Origin of the sequence: Microcoleus sp. Pol1C5 (assembly GCF_036701115.1) — a bacterium.
Classification (GTDB): domain Bacteria; phylum Cyanobacteriota; class Cyanobacteriia; order Cyanobacteriales; family Microcoleaceae; genus Microcoleus.
Genome location: NZ_JAUBQE010000003.1, coordinates 136,469 through 156,058, shown reverse-complemented (window position 1 = coordinate 156,058; position 19,590 = coordinate 136,469). Strand labels below are relative to the sequence as shown.

19 protein-coding genes are annotated in these 19,590 nt (G+C 45.4%); 9 read left to right on the top strand and 10 right to left on the bottom strand.

All coding sequences use genetic code 11. From position 1 onward, the window contains the following. Positions 1-92: 92 nt before the first annotated feature. Complete coding sequence (locus tag QUA23_RS02840) at positions 93-881, bottom strand: SDR family oxidoreductase (RefSeq protein WP_333073080.1); 789 nt, start codon at positions 879-881, stop codon at positions 93-95. 95 nt (positions 882-976) lie between these two features. On the opposite strand from QUA23_RS02840, the gene QUA23_RS02835 reads away from it, so the two are divergent. Then, positions 977-2,311 carry a hypothetical protein gene (locus QUA23_RS02835; protein WP_333073079.1) on the top strand — a complete coding sequence of 445 codons (1,335 nt, stop codon included), beginning with the start codon at positions 977-979 and terminating at the stop codon, positions 2,309-2,311. Between the two features lie 51 nt (positions 2,312-2,362). On the opposite strand, the gene QUA23_RS02830 is transcribed toward QUA23_RS02835, so the two are convergent. The 4 genes from QUA23_RS02830 to QUA23_RS02815 form a co-directional block, all read right to left on the bottom strand. Further along, a complete protein-coding gene (locus QUA23_RS02830) occupies positions 2,363-2,599 on the bottom strand; it encodes a 2Fe-2S iron-sulfur cluster-binding protein (protein WP_006634188.1) in 237 nt (78 codons plus the stop codon). A 75-nt stretch (positions 2,600-2,674) separates the two neighbouring features. Beyond that, positions 2,675-4,141, bottom strand: a complete 1,467-nt coding sequence (cobQ, locus tag QUA23_RS02825) for a cobyric acid synthase CobQ (protein ID WP_333073078.1) — start codon at positions 4,139-4,141, stop codon at positions 2,675-2,677. 320 nt (positions 4,142-4,461) lie between these two features. After that, positions 4,462-6,102: a Ycf66 family protein gene (locus QUA23_RS02820; RefSeq protein ID WP_333073077.1), complete on the bottom strand. Its 1,641-nt coding sequence runs from the start codon at positions 6,100-6,102 to the stop codon at positions 4,462-4,464. A 141-nt stretch (positions 6,103-6,243) separates the two neighbouring features. Continuing rightward, on the bottom strand, positions 6,244-6,372 hold the full coding sequence (locus QUA23_RS02815; protein WP_333073075.1) for a hypothetical protein: 129 nt from the start codon (positions 6,370-6,372) through the stop codon (positions 6,244-6,246). Between the two features lie 101 nt (positions 6,373-6,473). Here QUA23_RS02815 and QUA23_RS02810 point away from each other — a divergent pair, with 101 nt between their 5' ends. Continuing rightward, positions 6,474-6,656 (top strand): hypothetical protein, encoded by a 183-nt coding sequence (locus tag QUA23_RS02810; RefSeq protein ID WP_333073074.1) that lies wholly within the window; start codon positions 6,474-6,476, stop codon positions 6,654-6,656. Positions 6,657-7,032: 376 nt separating this feature from the next. Continuing rightward, entirely contained in the window at positions 7,033-7,470 is a 438-nt protein-coding gene (locus QUA23_RS02805; RefSeq protein WP_333073073.1) for a DUF6918 family protein, read from the top strand. A gap of 120 nt (positions 7,471-7,590) precedes the next feature. Here the strand turns inward: QUA23_RS02805 and QUA23_RS02800 are convergent, their stop codons facing one another. The 3 genes from QUA23_RS02800 to QUA23_RS02790 form a co-directional block, all read right to left on the bottom strand. After that, positions 7,591-9,096: a HoxN/HupN/NixA family nickel/cobalt transporter gene (locus QUA23_RS02800; protein WP_333073072.1), complete on the bottom strand. Its 1,506-nt coding sequence runs from the start codon at positions 9,094-9,096 to the stop codon at positions 7,591-7,593. A 263-nt stretch (positions 9,097-9,359) separates the two neighbouring features. Next, positions 9,360-10,769: a tetratricopeptide repeat protein gene (locus tag QUA23_RS02795; protein ID WP_333073071.1), complete on the bottom strand. Its 1,410-nt coding sequence runs from the start codon at positions 10,767-10,769 to the stop codon at positions 9,360-9,362. Positions 10,770-10,864: 95 nt separating this feature from the next. After that, complete coding sequence (locus QUA23_RS02790; protein ID WP_333073070.1) at positions 10,865-12,079, bottom strand: DUF4331 domain-containing protein; 1,215 nt, start codon at positions 12,077-12,079, stop codon at positions 10,865-10,867. Between the two features lie 622 nt (positions 12,080-12,701). Here QUA23_RS02790 and QUA23_RS02785 point away from each other — a divergent pair. From QUA23_RS02785 to QUA23_RS02770, 4 genes are all read left to right on the top strand, one after another. After that, positions 12,702-13,268, top strand: a complete 567-nt coding sequence (locus tag QUA23_RS02785; RefSeq protein ID WP_333073069.1) for a sigma-70 family RNA polymerase sigma factor — start codon at positions 12,702-12,704, stop codon at positions 13,266-13,268. A gap of 152 nt (positions 13,269-13,420) precedes the next feature. Further along, positions 13,421-14,035 carry a cupin domain-containing protein gene (locus tag QUA23_RS02780; protein ID WP_333073068.1) on the top strand — a complete coding sequence of 205 codons (615 nt, stop codon included), beginning with the start codon at positions 13,421-13,423 and terminating at the stop codon, positions 14,033-14,035. A 209-nt stretch (positions 14,036-14,244) separates the two neighbouring features. Next, positions 14,245-14,718, top strand: a complete 474-nt coding sequence (locus QUA23_RS02775) for a DUF732 domain-containing protein (protein WP_333073066.1) — start codon at positions 14,245-14,247, stop codon at positions 14,716-14,718. 199 nt (positions 14,719-14,917) lie between these two features. After that, positions 14,918-15,724: a hypothetical protein gene (locus tag QUA23_RS02770; protein WP_333073065.1), complete on the top strand. Its 807-nt coding sequence runs from the start codon at positions 14,918-14,920 to the stop codon at positions 15,722-15,724. Between the two features lie 256 nt (positions 15,725-15,980). Here the strand turns inward: QUA23_RS02770 and QUA23_RS02765 are convergent, their stop codons facing one another. Together QUA23_RS02765 and QUA23_RS02760 are read right to left on the bottom strand one after the other, a co-directional pair. Then, positions 15,981-16,580 (bottom strand): class I SAM-dependent methyltransferase, encoded by a 600-nt coding sequence (locus tag QUA23_RS02765; protein ID WP_333073064.1) that lies wholly within the window; start codon positions 16,578-16,580, stop codon positions 15,981-15,983. 43 nt (positions 16,581-16,623) lie between these two features. Then, the gene (locus QUA23_RS02760) at positions 16,624-17,211 is read right to left on the bottom strand and encodes an acireductone dioxygenase (protein ID WP_333073063.1); all 588 of its coding nucleotides are present in this window, start codon (positions 17,209-17,211) and stop codon (positions 16,624-16,626) included. A gap of 356 nt (positions 17,212-17,567) precedes the next feature. On the opposite strand from QUA23_RS02760, the gene der reads away from it, so the two are divergent. Both der and QUA23_RS02750 read left to right on the top strand, forming a co-directional pair. Next, positions 17,568-18,929 carry a ribosome biogenesis GTPase Der gene (gene der, locus QUA23_RS02755; protein WP_333073062.1) on the top strand — a complete coding sequence of 454 codons (1,362 nt, stop codon included), beginning with the start codon at positions 17,568-17,570 and terminating at the stop codon, positions 18,927-18,929. A 190-nt stretch (positions 18,930-19,119) separates the two neighbouring features. Beyond that, the gene (locus QUA23_RS02750; protein ID WP_333073160.1) at positions 19,120-19,329 is read left to right on the top strand and encodes a four helix bundle protein; all 210 of its coding nucleotides are present in this window, start codon (positions 19,120-19,122) and stop codon (positions 19,327-19,329) included. Positions 19,330-19,590: the final 261 nt, after the last annotated feature.

Genomic DNA, 19,590 nt, shown 5'->3' with positions numbered 1-19,590 from the left:
TGTTTGATTGTTTTGGTAAAATTTGGGTTAGGGGCGATCTAATGTTTGTCCTTGGGTGGGGGCGGGTTTATTTATATTGTCAACGATCGCGATTATTCCTCTTTCGCCCGAAACATCTTTTCTACCGACTTCACCAAAAGTTCTCGCGGTATCAATCGAGGCAGATTGGCGATGATTTGATTGGGAATTCCCCCTGTCACAACATTAGACTCATTTTTGTCTAAAGCTTTCAAAGCATCTCGCACTACTTCCGCTGCGGGAACGAGTTTTTGCCCGCTACTGGATGCCATTGATTTAGGAAATTCAGCTACTGCGAAAAAGTCCGATTCGGTCGGCCCTGGACAAAGGCACAAAACGCGAATTCCTAAATCTTTGTTTTCCGCCCAAAGTGCCTCGCTGAAACTCAAAACAAAGGCTTTAGTAGCTGCATACATCGACAAGTACGGCATCGGTTGAAAAGCTGCGATCGAACTAACATTGATGATACTTCCTGCTTTTCGCTGCCGCATTCCCTGCAAAAATAAGTGCGATAGTTCAACTAATGCTACAATATTTAGTTGGACCATGGCTACTTGTTTGTCAAGCGGGCGATCGGCAAAAGCACCGTAATCGCCAAAACCCGCATTATTTACCAACAAATCAACCGTCCAACCTTTTTTAACAACCGTATCAAATACAGCAGTTGTGGCTCCTGGTGCGGTCAAATCTTGAACGATAATTTCGACTAAAATATTGAATTCCTGTTGCAGTGTAGCAGCTAGCTGTTGCAATTTGTCTTCGGATCGAGCTACCAAGATTAGATTGTGCTGGCGTTTGGCTAATTCGGCGGCAAAGGCTGCACCAATTCCGCCAGAAGCACCGGTGATTAAAGCAGTCGGCATGAAATTAATTCGGATATTTGATGTGGGCTTTATATATTTTAACAATTATTTACACGGGAACCTGTAAAATAATTAAAAGGGAATAGGTGAGTTTTATGGCGCGTCTTACCGATCGAGCTTTTGAAATTTTGCGGGCCGAAGTTGACAAGTGCGCGGCGGCTGATAGTCTAGCCGGTGATGTCTACCGACGGATGGTAATCAAGCGGTTGGAGAAATTACGCTTGCAAAACGGCACTTTCGCCTCAAAAGAAGAAATCCGCGATACCTTCAAAGACGAATTTCCCAACTTCAGCGAACAAGCTCTCAAAACAGCCGTCAAAGCCAACCGCCCGCCGGGATTGTTCGGTAAAATCATCTTTGCTGGGAGTTTGCTGGGAAGTGCGGCGGGGATAATTTGGCTGCTAAATCTACCTTTTCCGATGATTCGCTGGCCCGTAGCCAAAACAATGCCGATATTGTTGCTGCCGAGTTTTATCAATATGGATAACAATTACCGGCAGGCGATCGCCCTTGTGGAACAATCCGATCAACTGGTTAATAAAGCTACGGCTGTCGCTGATTTTGACTTGGGCGAAATTAAAGCAAAAGAGGCGCAAAAACACCTCGACGCCTTACCAGTCTGGTTTCTCGGCTATTACCCAAAGAGGTACTGCTCTTTTTTCCGCTGCAGTTGGCAGTTTACACTCGATGAATTTGAAGCCGCCCGCAAAAATGTCGGGCGGATGGAGGCTCAGATTTTCCAGCAAAAAAATGCTTTTACTCAGTTAAATCAAGTCGAACAAACGCTAAAGGCCGCGAAACAGGAGTATCAGCAAGCCAAAACTGCTGCGGATAGACAAAAAGCGACGGTAAATTGGCAAAGTGCGATCGATCAACTCAATCAAATTCCCGCCGAAACCCTCGCAGGAGAAACGGCTAAAAAAACACTCAAAGCAGCAGAAAGAGACTTTCAAGCAATGGGTGGCGTCGCCACCGGTTCTTTGCAGGCTGACAACTTAATTGAAGCTGCTAAAGAATTTGCTCTCTCCGCCGCCGTCGCCTCCCAAAAACCTCCCCATCCCGCCGCACAGTGGGAGCAAATAGCAGAATTGTGGCAAGAAGGAATTAACCGACTAAAATTGATTTCTGTCGATAACCCTGGTTATCTCGACGCTCAAACTAAACTCGCTGAATATCAAAAAAATTTAGGAATTACCCAGATTAGACTGGAAGCAGAAAAAGATTCTGCCAAAGCCTTGCAAGAAGCTAAAAGCTTGTTGGCAAACTTGCAAAAAGATGTGAATTCTCAAAATCCCGGTTATTCCCTCAGCCAGTTGCAACAAATTATCAATCAATTAGAATCTGTCAAACCCGGAACCACTGTTTATCCCGAATCCCAAAAATGGCTGCAATCTGCTCGCAAGAAACAGCAAGAATGGCAAAAAAATTAGTCAGTTGTCAGTTGTCAGTCAACGGTCAACCGTCAACCGTCAACTAACAAATTACCAAGTCGGGTCAACATACAGATTAATTGTCACTTGCTTTTTCCCCGAAGGGATGCCGGAAATACAAGCACAAATCGTATCTCCGCCATCAATTTCTACTTCGCAAGCGTGACAAGAACCCATGAGGCAGCCAGTAGGAATAGAAACCCCTGCACGTTTGGCTACATCTAATAAAAGCTCTCCCGGTTCAGCTTCAACTGTCACGTTATCAGGTAAAAAACAAACTTTTGTCATTGAATTTGAACCTCAAATCTAACAAACAATAATCAACTGTCAACAGTTAACAGTTGACAGTCAACTGTTAACTAATTAACCTAAAATATGCCTTATATCTAAGTGCTTTTCCACGGTATCTGCTAGAGAGTCTAACAGAGCTTCTCGGTGTTCTCGGTAATTAGGAATACCTGTAGGCAATGCGCGGAGTCCCCGCTGCTGCCGCAAGTGATTTAACCAAGCTCGCCGCCAAGCTCCGTTGTCAAAGATGCCGTGCAGGTATGTACCCCAAATAGATTGAGAAGTATTGACAATGCCTAAACTAGCATCGTCAAATAACGGTTGAGTCAAATCTGACTCTAGGATTTGCGTTTTTCCTTGATGAATTTCGTAACCGAAAACTGGCAAACCCGGTTGAGGATAGTTAGATGTTACGATTCGTTGGCGCGCAATTTTGTTCGGTGCCATCGCAGTTTTCAAAGGCAGCAATCCCAATCCTGGGAATTCTCCCTTTTCTCCCTCAATGCCTTCTTTATCGGTGATACTTTGTCCGAGCATCTGAAAGCCGCCGCAAACTCCCATGACTGTACCGCCAGCTATTAAATAATTTTGAATAGCTTTTGCCATACCTGTTTGGCGCAGCACCTGCAAATCGGAAATTGTAGTTTTAGAGCCTGGTAAAATCACGGCGTCTGGATGGCCTAACTGGTCTTTTGGGCTGACATATTTGACGCTGACGCTAGTTTCCGACTCTAACGGGTCAAAGTCGGTAAAATTCGAAATTCGGGGCAGGCGGATGACCGAAATATTGATGTCGGTTTGAGAATTGGGAGAACGTCGATCGAGCAAATCGAGAGAATCTTCTGAGGGAAACACTTCGTCTATCCAAGGAATCACCCCTACTACCGGGATTCCCGTCCTTTCTTCTAGCCAAGTCAGGCCCGGATCTAAGATCGATTTTTGTCCTCGGAACTTATTAATAATGAATCCTTTAATTAAAGCTCGTTCGTCGGGATCGAGCAATTCCAAAGTGCCGATGATGTGAGCAAAAGCACCGCCCCGATCGATATCAACTACTAGCAAAGTTCGAGCCTTTAAATATTTAGCTACCCGCATATTTGTTAAATCGCGGTGTTTGAGATTAATCTCAGCAGGGCTGCCGGCTCCCTCACACACAATCATGTCAAATTCTTGGCAGAGAGATTCTAAAGATTCCCGAATAGCTTGCCAGCCGATATCGAAATACTGTTCATAATATTGAGATGCTCGCACATTAGCGATCGCCCGGCCCTTGACAATCAATTGAGAAGTCATGTCTCCTTGTGGCTTGAGCAAAATCGGATTCATTTCTACCAAAGGTGCGACGCGCGCAGCCCAAGCTTGCACTGCTTGAGCGTAACCAATTTCTCCACCGGCGGCTGTGACATAGGAATTCAGCGCCATATTCTGACCTTTAAACGGAGTTACCCGCCAGCCTCGCCGAGCAAAGATTCGACACAAAGCTGCCACGAGTAAAGATTTCCCTGCGTGAGAGGTTGTTCCCACGACCATAATTGCTTTCATAATATTAAGGGAGAAGGAAGTTCGGCAACGCGCCGTGTAAAGGATTTAATATCTATTCCGGTTGCACCGTCCGTGATTGTTGATTGTTGAGTGTTAACTGTTGACTGGGCGTCTACAAACTAAATGGTTGAGTGTTAACTGTTGACTCGATTTTATTATTCCGATGCAACCGGAAACGATATAACGGATTTAACCGATCGATGTTGAGGACTGAAGTCAAGCGTGAAGGAAGAGGGCAGAAGAAAAAAGTAAGAAGTAAAAAGTAAGAAGGCAGAAGGCAGAATAAAAAAAATTCTGGTTTCTACCTTTTACTTTCTGCCTCAAGATGACGGCTGATCTTCGCCGGATACCTTCTCAGACTTGGATTCAGTGGCGGGTTTAGCAGTTTCGACTAGATTCGGATCGGGGTGATTCGGGGGACTCAATTCAGTTTTTTCTGCCTCAGAAGAGAGTTCTTCACCTGTAGATTCTATCGAGATCACGGATACTGAAACCGTTTCCACCTGCACGCTCAACCCAGGTTCTCCCGGCACTTCTATCTCTACAGGCTCTGCCATTTCCACCACAGTCATTTCTATCGATACAGCAGGGGCTTCTGCTTCCGGTACGCCTGCTGCTGCTTCCGGTTCACCAACCGCAGCCAGCGGTGTCTGGGTTTCCAGAGATACAGCAGGGGCTTCTGCTTCTAGTACGCCTGCTGCTGCTTCCGGTTCACCAACCGCAGCCAGCGGTGTCTGGATTTGGGCGGACGATCGATCTTCGATCGGAGTTTCCCCTATTTTGTCAGAACTCGCGGTTTCTGTTGCCATCAAAAATGCCATTGCTTCAACATCGTTGGGAAACGGCACTCCTGGGCTTGTTTCCACAACAGTGTTGCTACTTTCGGCTGCCACTTCCGCAGCCGCCTGGGCTAATTCGGATTCGAGAATTTGGTCGATACCCGGTGCAGGAGTTGCCGTTATTTTAGATTCAGGTACGATCGATTCTGGAGTCGCTGAAGGTTTTGGCGTCTGGGGAGTTGCATCAGACTTGTTTTTACCCGCACCGAGTCCTAACATACCGCCGAGACTATTTTTGAAATTGCCGAACAGACTTCCGAAACCGCCGGATTTTTTAGCTGGTTTAGAAGGAGTAGGAGGAGTTGGGGCCGCCGCCGCTGCAGCTGCCGCCTGCGACTCTTTAACGGCTGTCCTCCATTCTGTTTCCTCGTCAAAATCATCTGCTTCTGGCTGCTGTGGAGGTTCTGGCTGAGCCTCTGCTGGCTCCACACTTGGTGCAACGGCTATTTCTGAAATTTCTAGAGGTAGAGGTGGAGGAGTGAAGCTGCTGGCTGCTGATTCTGTTAGGGGTTGTGAAGTCTCAGCAGCAGGAGTTTCGACTGAAAACACTGGTATTTCTGCAATTGCAGGTGGTTTCGAGTCGGGAATTTTCAAGTCAGGGGCGATCGCACTTTCTGCCGTTGCCTCGTCGATCGCACTTTCAGCAATACTTTCAGCTATGGGGGAAATCGCCGGCTGTTCCTCTAGCTTTACCTGGCCCTTATCCAGAGTGGGTGCTGGAACCACATCAGTTTTCGGTTTGGGCGATCGAACAAACTTAGGTTTTTTCGCCGCTGCTGCTGGTTCTTTTTTCTTGGCAAACAAGCCAGCAAACGGCACGCCTGCTGCCGCCAAATTCGCCGACTGAGGAATCGGCGTTTGCTCAGCAACGGGCGTCACCTGCCGGCGCAAAGTCAGAGTTTCCCAGGCAAACCAGCCCAACATCGCCACACCCGCCATTTGACCAAGCAGGAGAGCACCAGTGATTCGTCCCGCACAAGCCCATAAAATTAACGCATAAAAAAGCCCTACCCCGCTCCAGGTAAAATCACTTTTGCGGTGCACTTCTGGAAAAAAGAATGCCGCCATGTAAATACTGAAGCTGCCTAGACCGACCGCCAACGCCAGAATGTATGCAAGCATCTTGTCGGTACCTCCGCTGTGTCAAATAACTTCTACGCGCTAATTCTACCTTTGAGAGAGACTCAACGGCTTCTTTCTCTAGGACAATTCTTGATTTGTAGGGAAGTTTGCCAACGAACCAGTGTAAGGAATTTAACACGTTCAACGGATGTTGACGGTAGAAGTGCGATGAAAGATTTCCCACTCTCCCCCACTTCCATAGTGTCCATCACCCCCCATCCCCACACCCCCTATTCCCATCACCCCCTGCTCAGTGGTGATAGATGTCACTTAACTATGCCCGTGCGATCGCACCAAGGGACTGAGGATGTTTATATGTTGTAGGTGTAAGAGGAATTATGCCCTAGGGCGTACGTATGGGAGACAGTGCCATGTTAGAAAAACTATTATTAGCGGCCGGCTTAACCTTATCGCTTCAAATATTTCCCGGACTAAGCACTTCCGCGAAATTACCGAAAAATTTGGTATTGCAATCGAGCGAGCGTCCGGCTCAAACCGTGAAACTTCCCATCGTTGCAGTACCTGCGGGCATCAAGCCGAATGTCCAATCCTAATGATACGTGCCAGCTCATACGTGCAAGTGCGATCGGACTTAGGCAGAGCCTTTCTAATATTTTTTTTGAGCTGTTTTCTTTTTTATGTGACTGTTCACAACTCATCAGTTTGTAGTCAGGGCTTTAGTCCTCATTATTAATATCACCTAATAAGGACTAAAGCCCTTACTACAAACCGTAGGCAAATAATTAGTAGCAGATAGAACATTAATTCCCATAACATACTAAACAAATCTCAACATTAGGTTGTGTCATAGACACATTTAAACCTTAAAAAACTTGGGAAACCTTGAGTAAAGACTCAAAATAGATATATGATGTCAGATTGAGCTTAAAGCTAATAAGCACATTGACTATTAAATCAAGGAAAGTGAAAATGGGACTTAGCGATATTCTATTGAATGAAAACAACAGAGAAACTTTTGTTGATGACTGTGTAAAGTTGATAGACAAACAAGTTGCAGCAGCGCCGGGATTGGGTGGTTTGGCTCTTAAAGCTGCCTACTCTACTGTCAAGGGGATACGGGCTGACTATTGCGCCCAAGTCGTCGATCAACTTCTGCCAGAAATCTCGATCGCACTCGATCCGATGTGGACTGAAGCCGTAAACAATGGCAACCCAGTAGAATATCTAGCCCAAAGAAAAGGTGAAGTAGCAGACGAATTGCTCCAGATAAGTGACAAAAGGGTCGAGAAAAGCACAAGATCGATGGTTAAAGGCGCCTATGCCAAACTCCGCCCCTCAGCTAAGACTTACGTGGAAAACGGAGTACCGGATTTAGCCGAAATTATTAATAAACATAGTGCGGCCTGATAAGTGAGCAACGGCTAAAAAACACAATACCCAGATACCCGGCTTCTTTAAGAAATCGGGTATCTAACTGCACACTTACGAATAAGTGTGCAGTTAGGAGAAAGAGTCCTAATTTTATGCTTATCCATTGCCAATTACCCACTGATTTGCAGCCCATATTTTCAACATTGCCTGTCCGGTAATTCCCAACCCCAAAAACATTACAAACATCGCACTAATCGCAGGCAGAAATTTGACTGCTGTTATCTGTTTTGGCAGTTTATTAAAACTACGTTTGGCATAAACTAAAATCAATCCGATCGCACTCAGCACTAAAGCCAATCCCAAACTAAACGCTACCACGAGCGTCATTCCCAAACCAACATTGCCCAAAGCCGACGCACTCAACAGCATCACCAAAGCGGAAGGACAAGGCAACAAACCGCCGGAAATTCCCAACGCCAATAAGCTTTTCCAAGTAATAGCAGAACCGTCTGCACCGGGCGGCAAATGCGAGTGAATCCGGCCGTCTCCGTGATGGTGGTAGTGGTGAGATATATCGGGTTTGACCGGCTTAAATTCTCGCTCCCAACTTCCTCTACTCAAAAGATTTACTGGTTCTTCACATTCCGCAGTAAAGACTTTATTCCTGAGAAACCAGTTTTCCTTATTAAAAATTTTAATTTTGATTTTTTTGAGAACTTCCGTCCTCACTACCAACCTCGTCTTAATTTTTGATAAGAGTAAGTTAAACCCGATTAAGGCTACTAATAAACCAGAGATTAAACTCAGCCAAGGATCTAATTTTTCCGGGTCGATCAAGTTAGAAGCAAACAAAGTCATTCCGCCCACAGCAAACACGCCCGCAGTGTGAGTAATTGTAGTCGTCGCTGCGAGAAATAAAGCGTGTACCGGAGTAGCCCGCGAACCCACTAAATAAGCGCCGACTATGGTTTTTCCATGTCCGGGCGACATCGCGTGCACGCATCCCCAAGCAAATGCTCCCGCTACTGCGAGCAGCAAACTCCAACCTGAATCCCAGATAGATTCCTTTCCTGCTAACAAAAACTCCCGGTTTTGTGGCGTAAATACAAAGCTTTTTACAGCACCGGCTTGTACAATCGTAGCTTGGCAGCTAGCTGTCGGAACTTCGGGCAAAAACAGATTGTAATTAATACGCAATTTCTCTGGTTTGGAGATGGAAATTGAGTCAGGTAAACGGGGGGTTTTATCTTGAGAAGGTGCGGGCCAGGTGTATTCTAAAATTAAGGTGCTGTGGGTATTGGGCTGCTGGATAACACTGGCGGTTTTAGCTGCTATGTCTAGCGGTGTTACTGCTACGGAGCCTTGAATGTTGCTACTGTTGGTGAGGCGGATTTGTTGGCTGAAAAACTTTTCTAGCTGTGTTTGGTGGCTGCGAACTTCACCAGGTTGTAGCTGGCTGTCTCGATTGTCGTCGGCGAAGTTTGTTAAGCCGGTTGGGAAAGTTAATGTTATTTCGATTTGCAAATCGTTGACTACTATTTCTGCTACGGATAAGTCTGACCAGTGGGAGTAAACTGGTCTGGTTGAGGTTGTTAGTGAGAATGAAAGTGTTACGAAAAATAGGATGAATAATTTTGATATTCGGTTAAGTTTGTACTGCATAAATACCTGTTTTGTTAGTAATTTTCGGATGAATTATTTGTTTTTGTTGTGATTTTTCCGGGGCGCTTACCCGCAAGGCCGCCGGGGATTGAAATCCCCGTCTCATAGCGAAAGTCGGTTGAAACCGACTGAATAGCTAATCAAATTCAACAATTTTGCATTTCAGTTCTATGCAAGAGGACTTAAGCTTTTAGCCAGGGGTTGAAACCCCTGGCGGATTGACGGAATGGCGAACTTGGCAGAATGGCTGCTATTAGTTAATCTCAAAATTCATAACTTCCCAAGCCCAATGCTTGGCGAGCTCGATCGTCAAAAGTCGGGTCAATTTCCTTGGACTTTTGAAAATAAGCGCGAGATTCGGTATCCTTACCTAAAGTCCGGGCGATCGCACCAGCCCGGTAAAACATCCCCGCATCCCGAATCCCCGATCGTATTATTTCGGCCATCACTCGATCGGCCTTTTGCCATTCCCCAGCACTCGAAAGCGCCCAAGCCAAAGTATCCAGCGTTACCGCATCCCGCCGAATTTTCACCTCCTCCTGCATTAACGCCAGCGCTTCGGTGACATCCTGCGATCGACCTTTTTCCAGCAGCAAACTTGCCAAATCCCTGCGGTGGCCAAAACCGCCCGATCCAGAAACCTGTTCCTGTCGCAGCCCTGCTTCTGCTTTTTCCCGAAGTCGCCGGGATTCGATCGCATCTCCCTGCAAATCCTTCACCCTTGCCATACCGCGATCGACAATGCGATCGAACACAGTCGCAACCCCGCCAGAATAGGCAGAAACCTTGCTGTAATAGCCTTCCGCCTCGCGATAATTGCCCTGCCGCGTCTCCAAATCCGCCAAATAAATCAGCGCCAGCGGGTATCGCGGCACCAACCGCAGCGCCTCCAAAAACAGCGCTTTCGCCTGCACAAACTGCCCGCGACGCGCGTAAAATCGACCCAAGAGCGATCGGGCCCGCGCGGAACCAGCAACTTCTCCCGGTTCCTCCGCCGCCATTGCTTGGCGGTAATCCTGCACAACCTCAGCATCTCTGCCCTGAGACTCTCTCACTAAAGCTCTCAAAGTGAGAGAACCCAAGTTAGGAATCCGGTTAACTAAGGCTTCTGCGGCTGCATTTGCTTCGCTCACTTTTCCCATCGCTAAGTGAGATGTAACTGAAAGGGCGATCGCATCTTCATTGTCAGAACCCGCCTGTTTAGCAAAGCGCAAAGCAGTAGCAAAATCGTGTCTCGCCTCGGCAATTCGAGCTAAAACTAACAGCGCACCTTTGTTGTCAAAAGGCAAATCGGCGATCGACCTTTGAGCCGCTTGTTCTGCCAACAAAAACCAACCGCCCTCCCCTGTTGCGCGACCCATTTTTAAATAAGATCCCGCCAGCGCCGCCCGGTTCAAACCGCTGCGGGAATCAACAGCTAGCCGCTGCTGGTAAAAAGCAATCTCTTGCTTAATCGCTTCTTTTTGATTCGGATTATTTCTCAAACTTTCCGAAAAATGATAGCGGTAATTAATATCGAGATTTTCGGGACTTTTGTTATTAGAAAATTTTTCTGAAATAAAACGCAAATTAGGAGGTAAATTCACTACTACCATCCCAACTAAAGGAACCGCTATCAGAAGCCACCACGAGAAAAAATCCGATTTTATTTCCGGTTTAATTTTAGTTTTCATACATCCGCGTTAATCAGCGTTCATCTGCGGTTAAAAAAATAATTTTCCATCTGTCATTAATCACTAAACTATAACTAATGACAGATGACTAATGACTAATTAGGCAAAGCCAAATAAGGAAAATTCGGTTCTAAAGGTTTGTGTCCCTGAGCCGGATTTCCCGGAGTTCCGTTATATGAAACGTTATCGCCAACCGGAGAACCTACCAAAGCTCCCAGAGTGATATCAATAACGTCGTCCATCAGCATACGACCTCCGATCAAGCTTCCTTGAGCATTTGTAGCGCTAGCGTAGCCGCTGGTTTTTGTGGTATCGATCCGCATGACATCCGGTAAGAAAGCTCCGGCGATCGCATTTGGATCGACATTATCCCGACCGTCCAAAAGATCCACAGCATTCAGAGTAGCAACAGCTTCCTGCCGCACGGGAGCAGCAGCAGCGCTCAAATCCGATCTCGGAGGAATATTATTAAATGCCTCCAGATAAGCGGGAGAAACTATCAAACCCTCATTAATTGCAGGTCTCGCCAAACGCTCGAATTGTTTGAAACCGCCAGCTCCATCCCGGATCGAAACTGTTGACCAAACATCAAAAGTATTCGCCCCAGTTCCTGCTTGCAAAAACGCTTTTGGAACCCGCACGGCAATTGTATTGACGTTGTAACCTTTAGTAAAGTCCACCGCTTGATTCGGTTGTTTAAAAGCAGTTCGCGGCCCTGTTCCCAAAGCTGCGGCGCGAACTCGGAAAAATTGTTCCACATCAAAGAAAAACGGGTCTTCGCGTAAACCCGCAAATACAGTCAAGTTAGAACCGCCCACAGGTACTGTATTCAAAACAGCATTAGAATTCAGCGGAGTTGTGGCAATTAGCCCGCCGTTAACTGTAGTCTTAGCAACAGTCTCCGAGCCACCGCGAACAACAGTTACAGCTACCGCTTGCATACCTTGATTGTTAGGCGGACTGAAGGCAAACCGCAAGATAATATCCGAGCGTCCAGTAGGTGTAGAATTCACCTCACCTACCTGCGTGATGTGAAATTGGTAGAGGGCTGTAGTGCTGAAATAATATTGATAACGGGCGACAGACCTGGGATTTGAATTCATGGTAAATACTAAATCCCCGTCCGCAGCACCGGAGTTTTGGTCTTTTTCGCGATATACGTACAGGTCAGTTAAATTTACAGCGCGACCTTTGATATCTACTTCGCCGTCGTCGTGGTCAGAAGCGACAATTATCCCGGGAGTTAATAGAGCAATTAGAGCTACTTCAATAGCTAGTATGGTTCGGCGAATTTTTTTTGTGAGCTTCACAGTTAGCACCTGTATTTCAATGAAATTTTTGCACAAATCAATGGTAAATAACCCGCATTCGCGGGTTTTACTTTTGTAGCAACAGGTTTTAACCTGTCAACCTGTCGGGCTTTGGGGCTGTTGCTGAGCCTTCTCCTATTGGTGGTATACGAAGGTTTGGCAATTTTGGATCTATGCTGCCAGATTAATTTATGTAAAAAAGTGCGTTATTGAGCATTTACTCGTTCCCGGACTATGCTTGGGAACGCCTGCTTGGAGACACGGCTTCCCTCGATCTAGTGGAACCAGAGTATCGCTTATATGGGTTTCCATGCTCTGCTTGGGAGCTAGCAGACAGAGCTTAGGAATGAGTTAATGGTGCTGGTTTGACTGTTCAGGCTCCGGGCATTTATTCTTTGTGCATAAAGCGGATTGCTAAGTGTCAAAAAAATTACTAATCAGGTGGTAAAATTCAAGATAACTTGGGATTTTTACAATTCAAAGCACGACAAAATTAGCCGGAAAAGGCATACTCCAGCTTGTACCCCCAACTTCAAACTTACAATTATGTTCTGTAGTGATATACGCCGAATTGTTAATTTTGGATCTGTGCCGTCAAAACAAAAATTTTGGGTACACTGAAATGACAGGCCAGAAGTCAGGCGATGAATCGCTGCTTTTAGTGCAGATTGCCCGGAAAGACCAAACGGCATTAGCTAAACTTTACGATCGCTACGGTCGCCCAAGTTATGCTCTCGCTTACAAAATCCTGGGTTCGGTAGAAGAAGCTGAAGAAGTTGTACTCGATGTTTTTTCCCAAATTTGGCAAAAAGCAGCAACTTACGATCCTTCTCGCAGTCGAGCAGATACCTGGTTGTTCATGCTTACCCGCAGTCGTTCCCTCGATCGCCTGCGAGCGATCCAGCGAACAGTCCGGGCGGCTGAAGCTTGTCTGGAAGATGCTAAAGTACCCATCTCTAGCGTTGCAGAACCGATGGAAGATGCAATGTTTAAAGAACGCAGGGAACAAGTCAAAGCAGCCTTAGAAAAATTGCCAAAGGAACAGCAAGAGGCGATCGAACTAGCCTACTACCAAGGATTGACTTGCGCGGCGATCTCAACTAAAACTGGTATCCCGACCGGTACAATCAAAACCAGAATTCGGTTGGGTATTTCCAAATTGCGTCAAGCTTTGAGCGAAGAATTTTAGATAGTCAAAAAACAAAATTTAAGTTGTTTAACATCTATCTAAAATTATGGTATCTCCAATCATCCATCTTGAGTGCGAGGGTAGCACACCAATCTAAAAGTTAAAATCAACTTAGGCTGAATTACTTAATTAATGGCGCAAAACAGATGGAAATGATGCCAGACGAGGAATATAAAATCCTTGCAGCCCTTCAAGCTCTCGATACCCTCGACGAGTCAGAACGCGGCGCATTTGCAGAGAAATTGAAAGAGTCCGCAGAACTTACAAGTGAATTAGCAGCTTTGGAATCAACAATTGCCGCGATCGCCTACACAGCCCCCCCAGTTCCTGTCGCCCCCGACCTCAAAAACCGCCTGTTCCAGCGCATAGCAGAACTGCCGCCAACCCCAACAGAATCAGTCAATTTAAAGCCAATTGTTACCTCCCCAACAGAGAACAATACTCCATCTTTAATCGTGCGATCGCACGATGTCAAATGGAAATCTTATGGAGTTTCGGGAGTCTCGTTTGGCAAGCTTTATATTGACAAAAAAAAGCGCGAAATTACCTGCTTGATGCGACTAGAACCGGGAGCAACATTTCCCCTGCACCGACACGCTGCCTCGGAGGAAGTGTTTGTATTAGAAGGAGACTTAATTGTAGAAGGGGAAATTTGCCATCACGGCGACTACATTCGATCGATTCCCGGTTCCACACATTCGCCCCTCACACAAGGGGGATGTTTGCTGTTAATGAAAACTTCGCTAGACAACGAAATGTTCGTCTGATATTATGTCAGTTGATTTTCCTGCAATGATTTCTTGTCGCTTAGTCGGGGCTGGTTTATGTATGCCGATTTTTAGTAGAAATTATAGAGTGTTGATGAAACTAGCCTTTCCAAGTATTTCGGTTAATTTACCGGACACGCTCTAACTCAAAAAAGCCATATTGCTCCGCATTATGCGGTTAAAAATCCAAAGTATATCACGTAATTGCCATGCTAAATTACTCGCGTTTAACTGCTGTTCTGTCCGCCGTTATTATACAATTTGTACCCAGCAACCAAAGCGCGATCGCCCAAGAACGCGAAGGATGTTTTCTTGTCAATTCAGCGGGAGAAGTAATTAACTTAAATTTGTTGTGTTCGCCTCAAGAATCAGAGATTAAGCTGACAGGAAACGATGGGAAATTTCTCGAAGACTACAAACGGTTAGCAAAAAGCTACTCTCCCGAAGCCACGGATAATTTACTGCAAGCCATCCAAAGGGCGCCCGGTCAAAAAATTGCGGCCGCTAAAAGAATGTGTGCGGAAGCAAAAGCGGGAGTTTCTCTGCCGGAAGTTAAATTAAGAGCGATCGCGCAAGCTGTCAGTATCGAAAATCCAAGTCTCAAAGAAAGTTTTCTGGCGGATGCCGATATTATTACCACTCTTGCCGCCAACCATTATTGCCCGGAGTTAGCCAGTAAGTAATATCATGAAATCTTTAGAGACACGGTAAGGAAGTATCTCTGTTTTGATTTTACAGGAGTGCAAGGGGGACGTTCGCACTCCTAAAAAACGCTTTTTACCAAACTGAGATTATCCCACGGTAGTGCAGCGTCTCTAGTTGCAGTTACAATATTAATTGTCCTCTTGTCGCGCAACGATCCATGAAATTACCAGACATGAGATGAAACATTTAAAATCAAGTTCCGCCGACTTGCGGGATTTATTCAAAGACAGCATTACAGTTAAATACCTCGCGGAACCGTTGAAATCTGTCCCAGCTTGCGAAGATGCCGCCCAATTGCGATCGTGGATGGAAGCCCGCGATTTTGACGTGCTCGGTATTGAAGAAAAGGGCACGGTTTGCGGCTATGTAGAACGCTCGCACTTAGGTAAAGGCAAATGCAGCGACTACCAGCAAATTTTTCACCCCTCACAATTAATCGCCGCTTCAACTCCTTTGATGGAATTGCTGCCGCTGCTGCGAGAAAAACCGAGATTATTTGTATTGGAAAGCAACAGGATCAACGGTATCGTTACCTGCGGCGATTTGCAAAAAGCACCGGTGCGGATGCTGCTGTTTGGATTGGTGACGCTTCTGGAAATGAATTTATTGCGGATTGTGCGGATTTACTTTCCCCAGGATTCTTGGCAAAAATTGCTTAAGGGCGATCGCATCTTAGCAGCAAAACACCTGTGGGAATTGGGGCGATCCCGAAATGAAGCAATTGACTTAATCGATTACCTGCAATTCTGCGACAAGCGAGATTTAATCCTGACTTCTGCTGAAATAGTCGATCGGCTGGGGCTTAAATCAAAACGCTACGGGGAGCGTTTTTTAAAGTCAGCAGAAGCATTGAGAAACAAATTAGCTCACGCTCAAGATTTAATTAACGGTTCTTCTTGGCCGGAAGTAATTTTTTTAGCTCAGGAAATAGAAGCACTTTTGCAGCGTTGCGAAGAAATTGAAATTGCCACACCCGCTGAATGAGAAAGCATCTAAAAAATCAGAAAGGTTCGAGACTAAGGAATGAAAAATCAATAACTTGCACAATTAAACCCCAGAAGCCTTGATCCAAGGTAAACTATTGTTCTATTAGTCACCTTATTTATTTTTCATTCCTTAGCCATTAGGAAGCTAATTTAACGGTAAATTCCGAAAAATTCAGTAAAAACGAGCTGCAACTTTTCCAGAACTCCGACTTCAAGAGAGTGCCGACTTCTTTAAGCAGTCGGCACTATATATATTAATCTCTCTTACGAGCAACAATGTGAAAAATATGCCAGTGTTTTTCCTCGCCTAGCGCCGTTACTCCAGGATGTTCTTCTTCGTCAAACCACTCAATCTCAAAGGACTTTAGCAGCACTTGAATTTGTTCGCGAGTATGATGAGTGCGATCGGGATAAACAGCCCATGAGTCGCGATCGCCAAACAATTGACCGCAGAAATATCCTCCTGGATTTAGCGATGTCACGATCGTTTCCCAAAGATGGGGGAAATCGGCGGGATGACAAAAAGGAAGGCAAAAACTGGCATTGATTAGATCGATCGATTGAGGCAAAGTTAAGGTTTCAAAACGCATCAATTGAGTTTGCAGGAGATCGCGTTGAATCGGACGATCCAGCAGGCGATCGAAGGCATTTTGTTCCCTGTCAATCGCTACAACCCGCCAGCCTCGACGCAGGAGTTCCACCGTATCTCGTCCATCGCCACAGCCTAAATCTACAGCGAATCGAGGACGATCGAGCAACGGTTCCGTGTCAAAAATTGACAAGGCTTTCAGCAAAGTTTCATGCGGCGGGCGACCTTCCACCGCTTGATAGTAAGTCACCCAATTCTGTTTCATCTTCTTCTTCCTCCTCTACAAATTTCCCCTCTTCTTCTGACTCTTAATTTTTAATTTTTAGTTTCCTGTTAGTATACTGAGGAACCCAGCCTTGAGCAGTGGTGTAATACTGCAAGGCTTTCAAGTACAGCGACGGAGTGAGATAAAACCAATGTTCGGTATTGGCAGGCACTTTAATGTACTCTTCAGCTTGCAGCATTAATTGTACCTGAGAGCCGTTAGAATACACGAACCCAAAAACGCATTCCCCAGCTAAAATGTGAAGAACTTCTGCATCTGTGTGGGTGTGAGTGCGATCGCTTTGAGTCATCAGCGCGTAAATCTGCTGCGAACCTGGATGCAGCACTTTTAAGTCGCACCACCGATATCCGCTGGCGCGCTTGAACTGTTCAAACTCGCTATTAAAGGCTGCGAGAATCTGCTGTTTTTCTGTAACATTGAGAATGTCTTGAACGAGCAGTTCTTGAAACGCCGGATTTTTGTTTTGGGGCAGGGAATCGATCTCAATATTTAAAACGGCCAGTTGACTCGCGATCGCCCGGATATCCGTATATGTTCTACCGTCTTCTAGTTGCAGAACAGCCATATTACCACCTAATGTGTTGAGCTTTGAGGGAAATTTAGTTTCCATTTTTAAGCTGCTGTTTTAAGCTTTCGTCAAAAACTAAACTCCTGCTTATTTCCAATAATAGCCGATCGCTAAAATCCTATATGTACCTTCATAATCATCAAAGAATTACCACACATGAGATGATTTGTTGAGTTATTTAAGTTTTATTTCTAATTCTCAGAGTCGGGCTGGGAATGCAGATCCATAGGCTGTGGCTATTTTTTAGGGTTCGATGTTTAAACGGGCGATCGGTAAAACAGCGCCTACAGCATGAAAAGACAGAAACACAGGCTCAATCTATAAAATTCCGGTCAGATTAGCTTACAATACAAGACTAAACCTCAAAATTACGGCGCAGCCTAATTGCTGCTACTTTTATGTCTCTACCTATAGTTGCTATTATTGGACGCCCCAATGTAGGCAAATCGACGATCGTCAACCGTTTAGCCAACACCCAAGACGCGATCGTCCACGACGAACCAGGAATCACGCGCGATCGCACTTACAGACCAGCATACTGGGGCGATCGAGAATATCAAGTCGTAGATACCGGCGGGCTAGTATTCGACGACGAAACAGAATTTCTGCCTTTAATTCGCGAACAAGCAATGGCGGCCCTCGCAGAAGCCAGCGCAGCCATTTTCGTAGTAGACGGAAAAACCGGACTCACCGGCGGCGACGAAGCGATCGCATCTTGGCTGCGACTGCAAAAAGTCCCCGTCATTCTCGCCGTCAACAAGTGCGAATCGGAAAATACAGGACTCACCCAAGCAGCAGACTTTTGGCAATTGGGACTAGGAGAACCTTACCCAATTTCAGGCATTCACGGCAACGGCACCGGCGAATTGCTTGACAAATTAATTACTTACCTTCCCACAGAAGTATTACCAGAAGTTGAGGAAATTAAAGTAGCAATTATCGGTCGTCCCAACGTCGGCAAATCGAGTTTGTTAAACGCATTTCTCGGAGAAAATCGCGCCATAGTCAGCCCGATTTCCGGCACAACCCGCGACGCGATCGACACCTTAGTAGAACGCAACGGTAAAACCTACCGCCTGATCGACACAGCCGGAATTCGCAAAAAGAAAAACGTTGAATACGGCGCAGAATTTTTCGGGATCAACCGCGCTTTCAAAGCCATCCGCCGCGCCAACGTCATACTGTTAGTAATTGACGCAATTGACGGCGTTACCGATCAAGACCAAAAATTAGCGGATCGCATCAGCGAAGAAGGTCGAGCCTGCATCATAGTAGTCAACAAATGGGACGCCGTAGAAAAAGACTCCGACACCATCTACGAGTACGAAAGAGAAGTAAGAACCCGACTTTATTTCCTCGACTGGGCAGAAATGATTTTTGTTAGCGCCATGACTGGACAGCGAGTTGAAAAAATCATTGAATTAGTAGACAAAGCCTCTGACGAACACAAGCGTCGCGTCCCTACCGCCGTGATTAACGAAGTCATAGAAGAAGCCACAAGCTGGCACTCAGCCCCAGTTACCCGCCAAGGAAAACAAGGCAAAATCTATTACGGTACTCAAGTGCGATCGCAGCCACCGACAATCGCCCTATTTGTCAACGATCCCAAACGCTTCACCGAAAATTACCGCCGCTACATGGAAAGCCAATTCCGCAAACACCTAGGCTTTACCGGTACACCAATGCGGCTACTTTGGAGAGGCAAAAAAGTTCGTGCCACAGAAATGAGTACAACAAACAGAGCACTGCGCGTCAAGTAATTTTCGATTTTGGATTTTGGATTTTAGATTGAAGAAAAAACGCAATTTAATAATAAAATTAATGAATTGCGTTTTTTTGTTTAATCAAAAATCCAACAATTGCAAACTCCAAATGTCAAATATAAATCGAAAATTAACCATCTTCAATCCCAAATGAAAAAATCTAAAATCTAAAATCTAAAATCCCAAGCTGGACGAACAAGAGTTTAAACAAAGAACGAAGGCTATAGCATTAAGAGTTATTAAGCTAGTAAGTTCACTGCCCAAAAATACCGTTTCTGAAATACTTGGCAAGCAGTTAATTTGTTCAGGAACTTCTGTAGGGGCTAACTATCGAGCAGCTTGTCGCGCTAGATCGATAGCAGACTTAATTGCCAAACTCAGAATAGTGAAAGAATAAGCAGATGAATGTCTTTACTAGATGGAGCTGATAGTTGAAGCTAAATTAGTAGAGGTAACTAATTTGAAAAGTATCATGTCAGAAAAAAATGAAATTATAGCGATGACAGTTGCCTCAATCAAAACTTTAAGGGCTAAAAATTCCACAGGTAATCGCAAATGAAAAAATCTCAAATTTCTAACCAAAATAGCCAAAAAATTAAACAATCCAAATTCTAAATTAAAAACTCAAACAATCCGAAATCAAACAATCAAGCAATCA

Bases quoted from the DNA above. Each gene is read 5' to 3' on its own strand.
- QUA23_RS02785 (WP_333073069.1), top strand. From the start codon at position 12,702: ATGACAGGCCAGAAGTCAGGCGATGAATCGCTGCTTTTAGTGCAGATT.
- QUA23_RS02820 (WP_333073077.1), bottom strand. From the start codon at position 6,102: ATGCTTGCATACATTCTGGCGTTGGCGGTCGGTCTAGGCAGCTTCAGT.
- QUA23_RS02770 (WP_333073065.1), top strand. From the start codon at position 14,918: ATGAAACATTTAAAATCAAGTTCCGCCGACTTGCGGGATTTATTCAAA.
- QUA23_RS02800 (WP_333073072.1), bottom strand. From the start codon at position 9,096: ATGCAGTACAAACTTAACCGAATATCAAAATTATTCATCCTATTTTTC.
- cobQ (WP_333073078.1), bottom strand. From the start codon at position 4,141: ATGAAAGCAATTATGGTCGTGGGAACAACCTCTCACGCAGGGAAATCT.
- QUA23_RS02835 (WP_333073079.1), top strand. From the start codon at position 977: ATGGCGCGTCTTACCGATCGAGCTTTTGAAATTTTGCGGGCCGAAGTT.
- QUA23_RS02780 (WP_333073068.1), top strand. From the start codon at position 13,421: ATGATGCCAGACGAGGAATATAAAATCCTTGCAGCCCTTCAAGCTCTC.
- QUA23_RS02830 (WP_006634188.1), bottom strand. From the start codon at position 2,599: ATGACAAAAGTTTGTTTTTTACCTGATAACGTGACAGTTGAAGCTGAA.
- der (WP_333073062.1), top strand. From the start codon at position 17,568: ATGTCTCTACCTATAGTTGCTATTATTGGACGCCCCAATGTAGGCAAA.
- QUA23_RS02795 (WP_333073071.1), bottom strand. From the start codon at position 10,769: ATGAAAACTAAAATTAAACCGGAAATAAAATCGGATTTTTTCTCGTGG.
- QUA23_RS02810 (WP_333073074.1), top strand. From the start codon at position 6,474: ATGTTAGAAAAACTATTATTAGCGGCCGGCTTAACCTTATCGCTTCAA.
- QUA23_RS02765 (WP_333073064.1), bottom strand. From the start codon at position 16,580: ATGAAACAGAATTGGGTGACTTACTATCAAGCGGTGGAAGGTCGCCCG.
- QUA23_RS02760 (WP_333073063.1), bottom strand. From the start codon at position 17,211: ATGGAAACTAAATTTCCCTCAAAGCTCAACACATTAGGTGGTAATATG.
- QUA23_RS02805 (WP_333073073.1), top strand. From the start codon at position 7,033: ATGGGACTTAGCGATATTCTATTGAATGAAAACAACAGAGAAACTTTT.
- QUA23_RS02840 (WP_333073080.1), bottom strand. From the start codon at position 881: ATGCCGACTGCTTTAATCACCGGTGCTTCTGGCGGAATTGGTGCAGCC.
- QUA23_RS02775 (WP_333073066.1), top strand. From the start codon at position 14,245: ATGCTAAATTACTCGCGTTTAACTGCTGTTCTGTCCGCCGTTATTATA.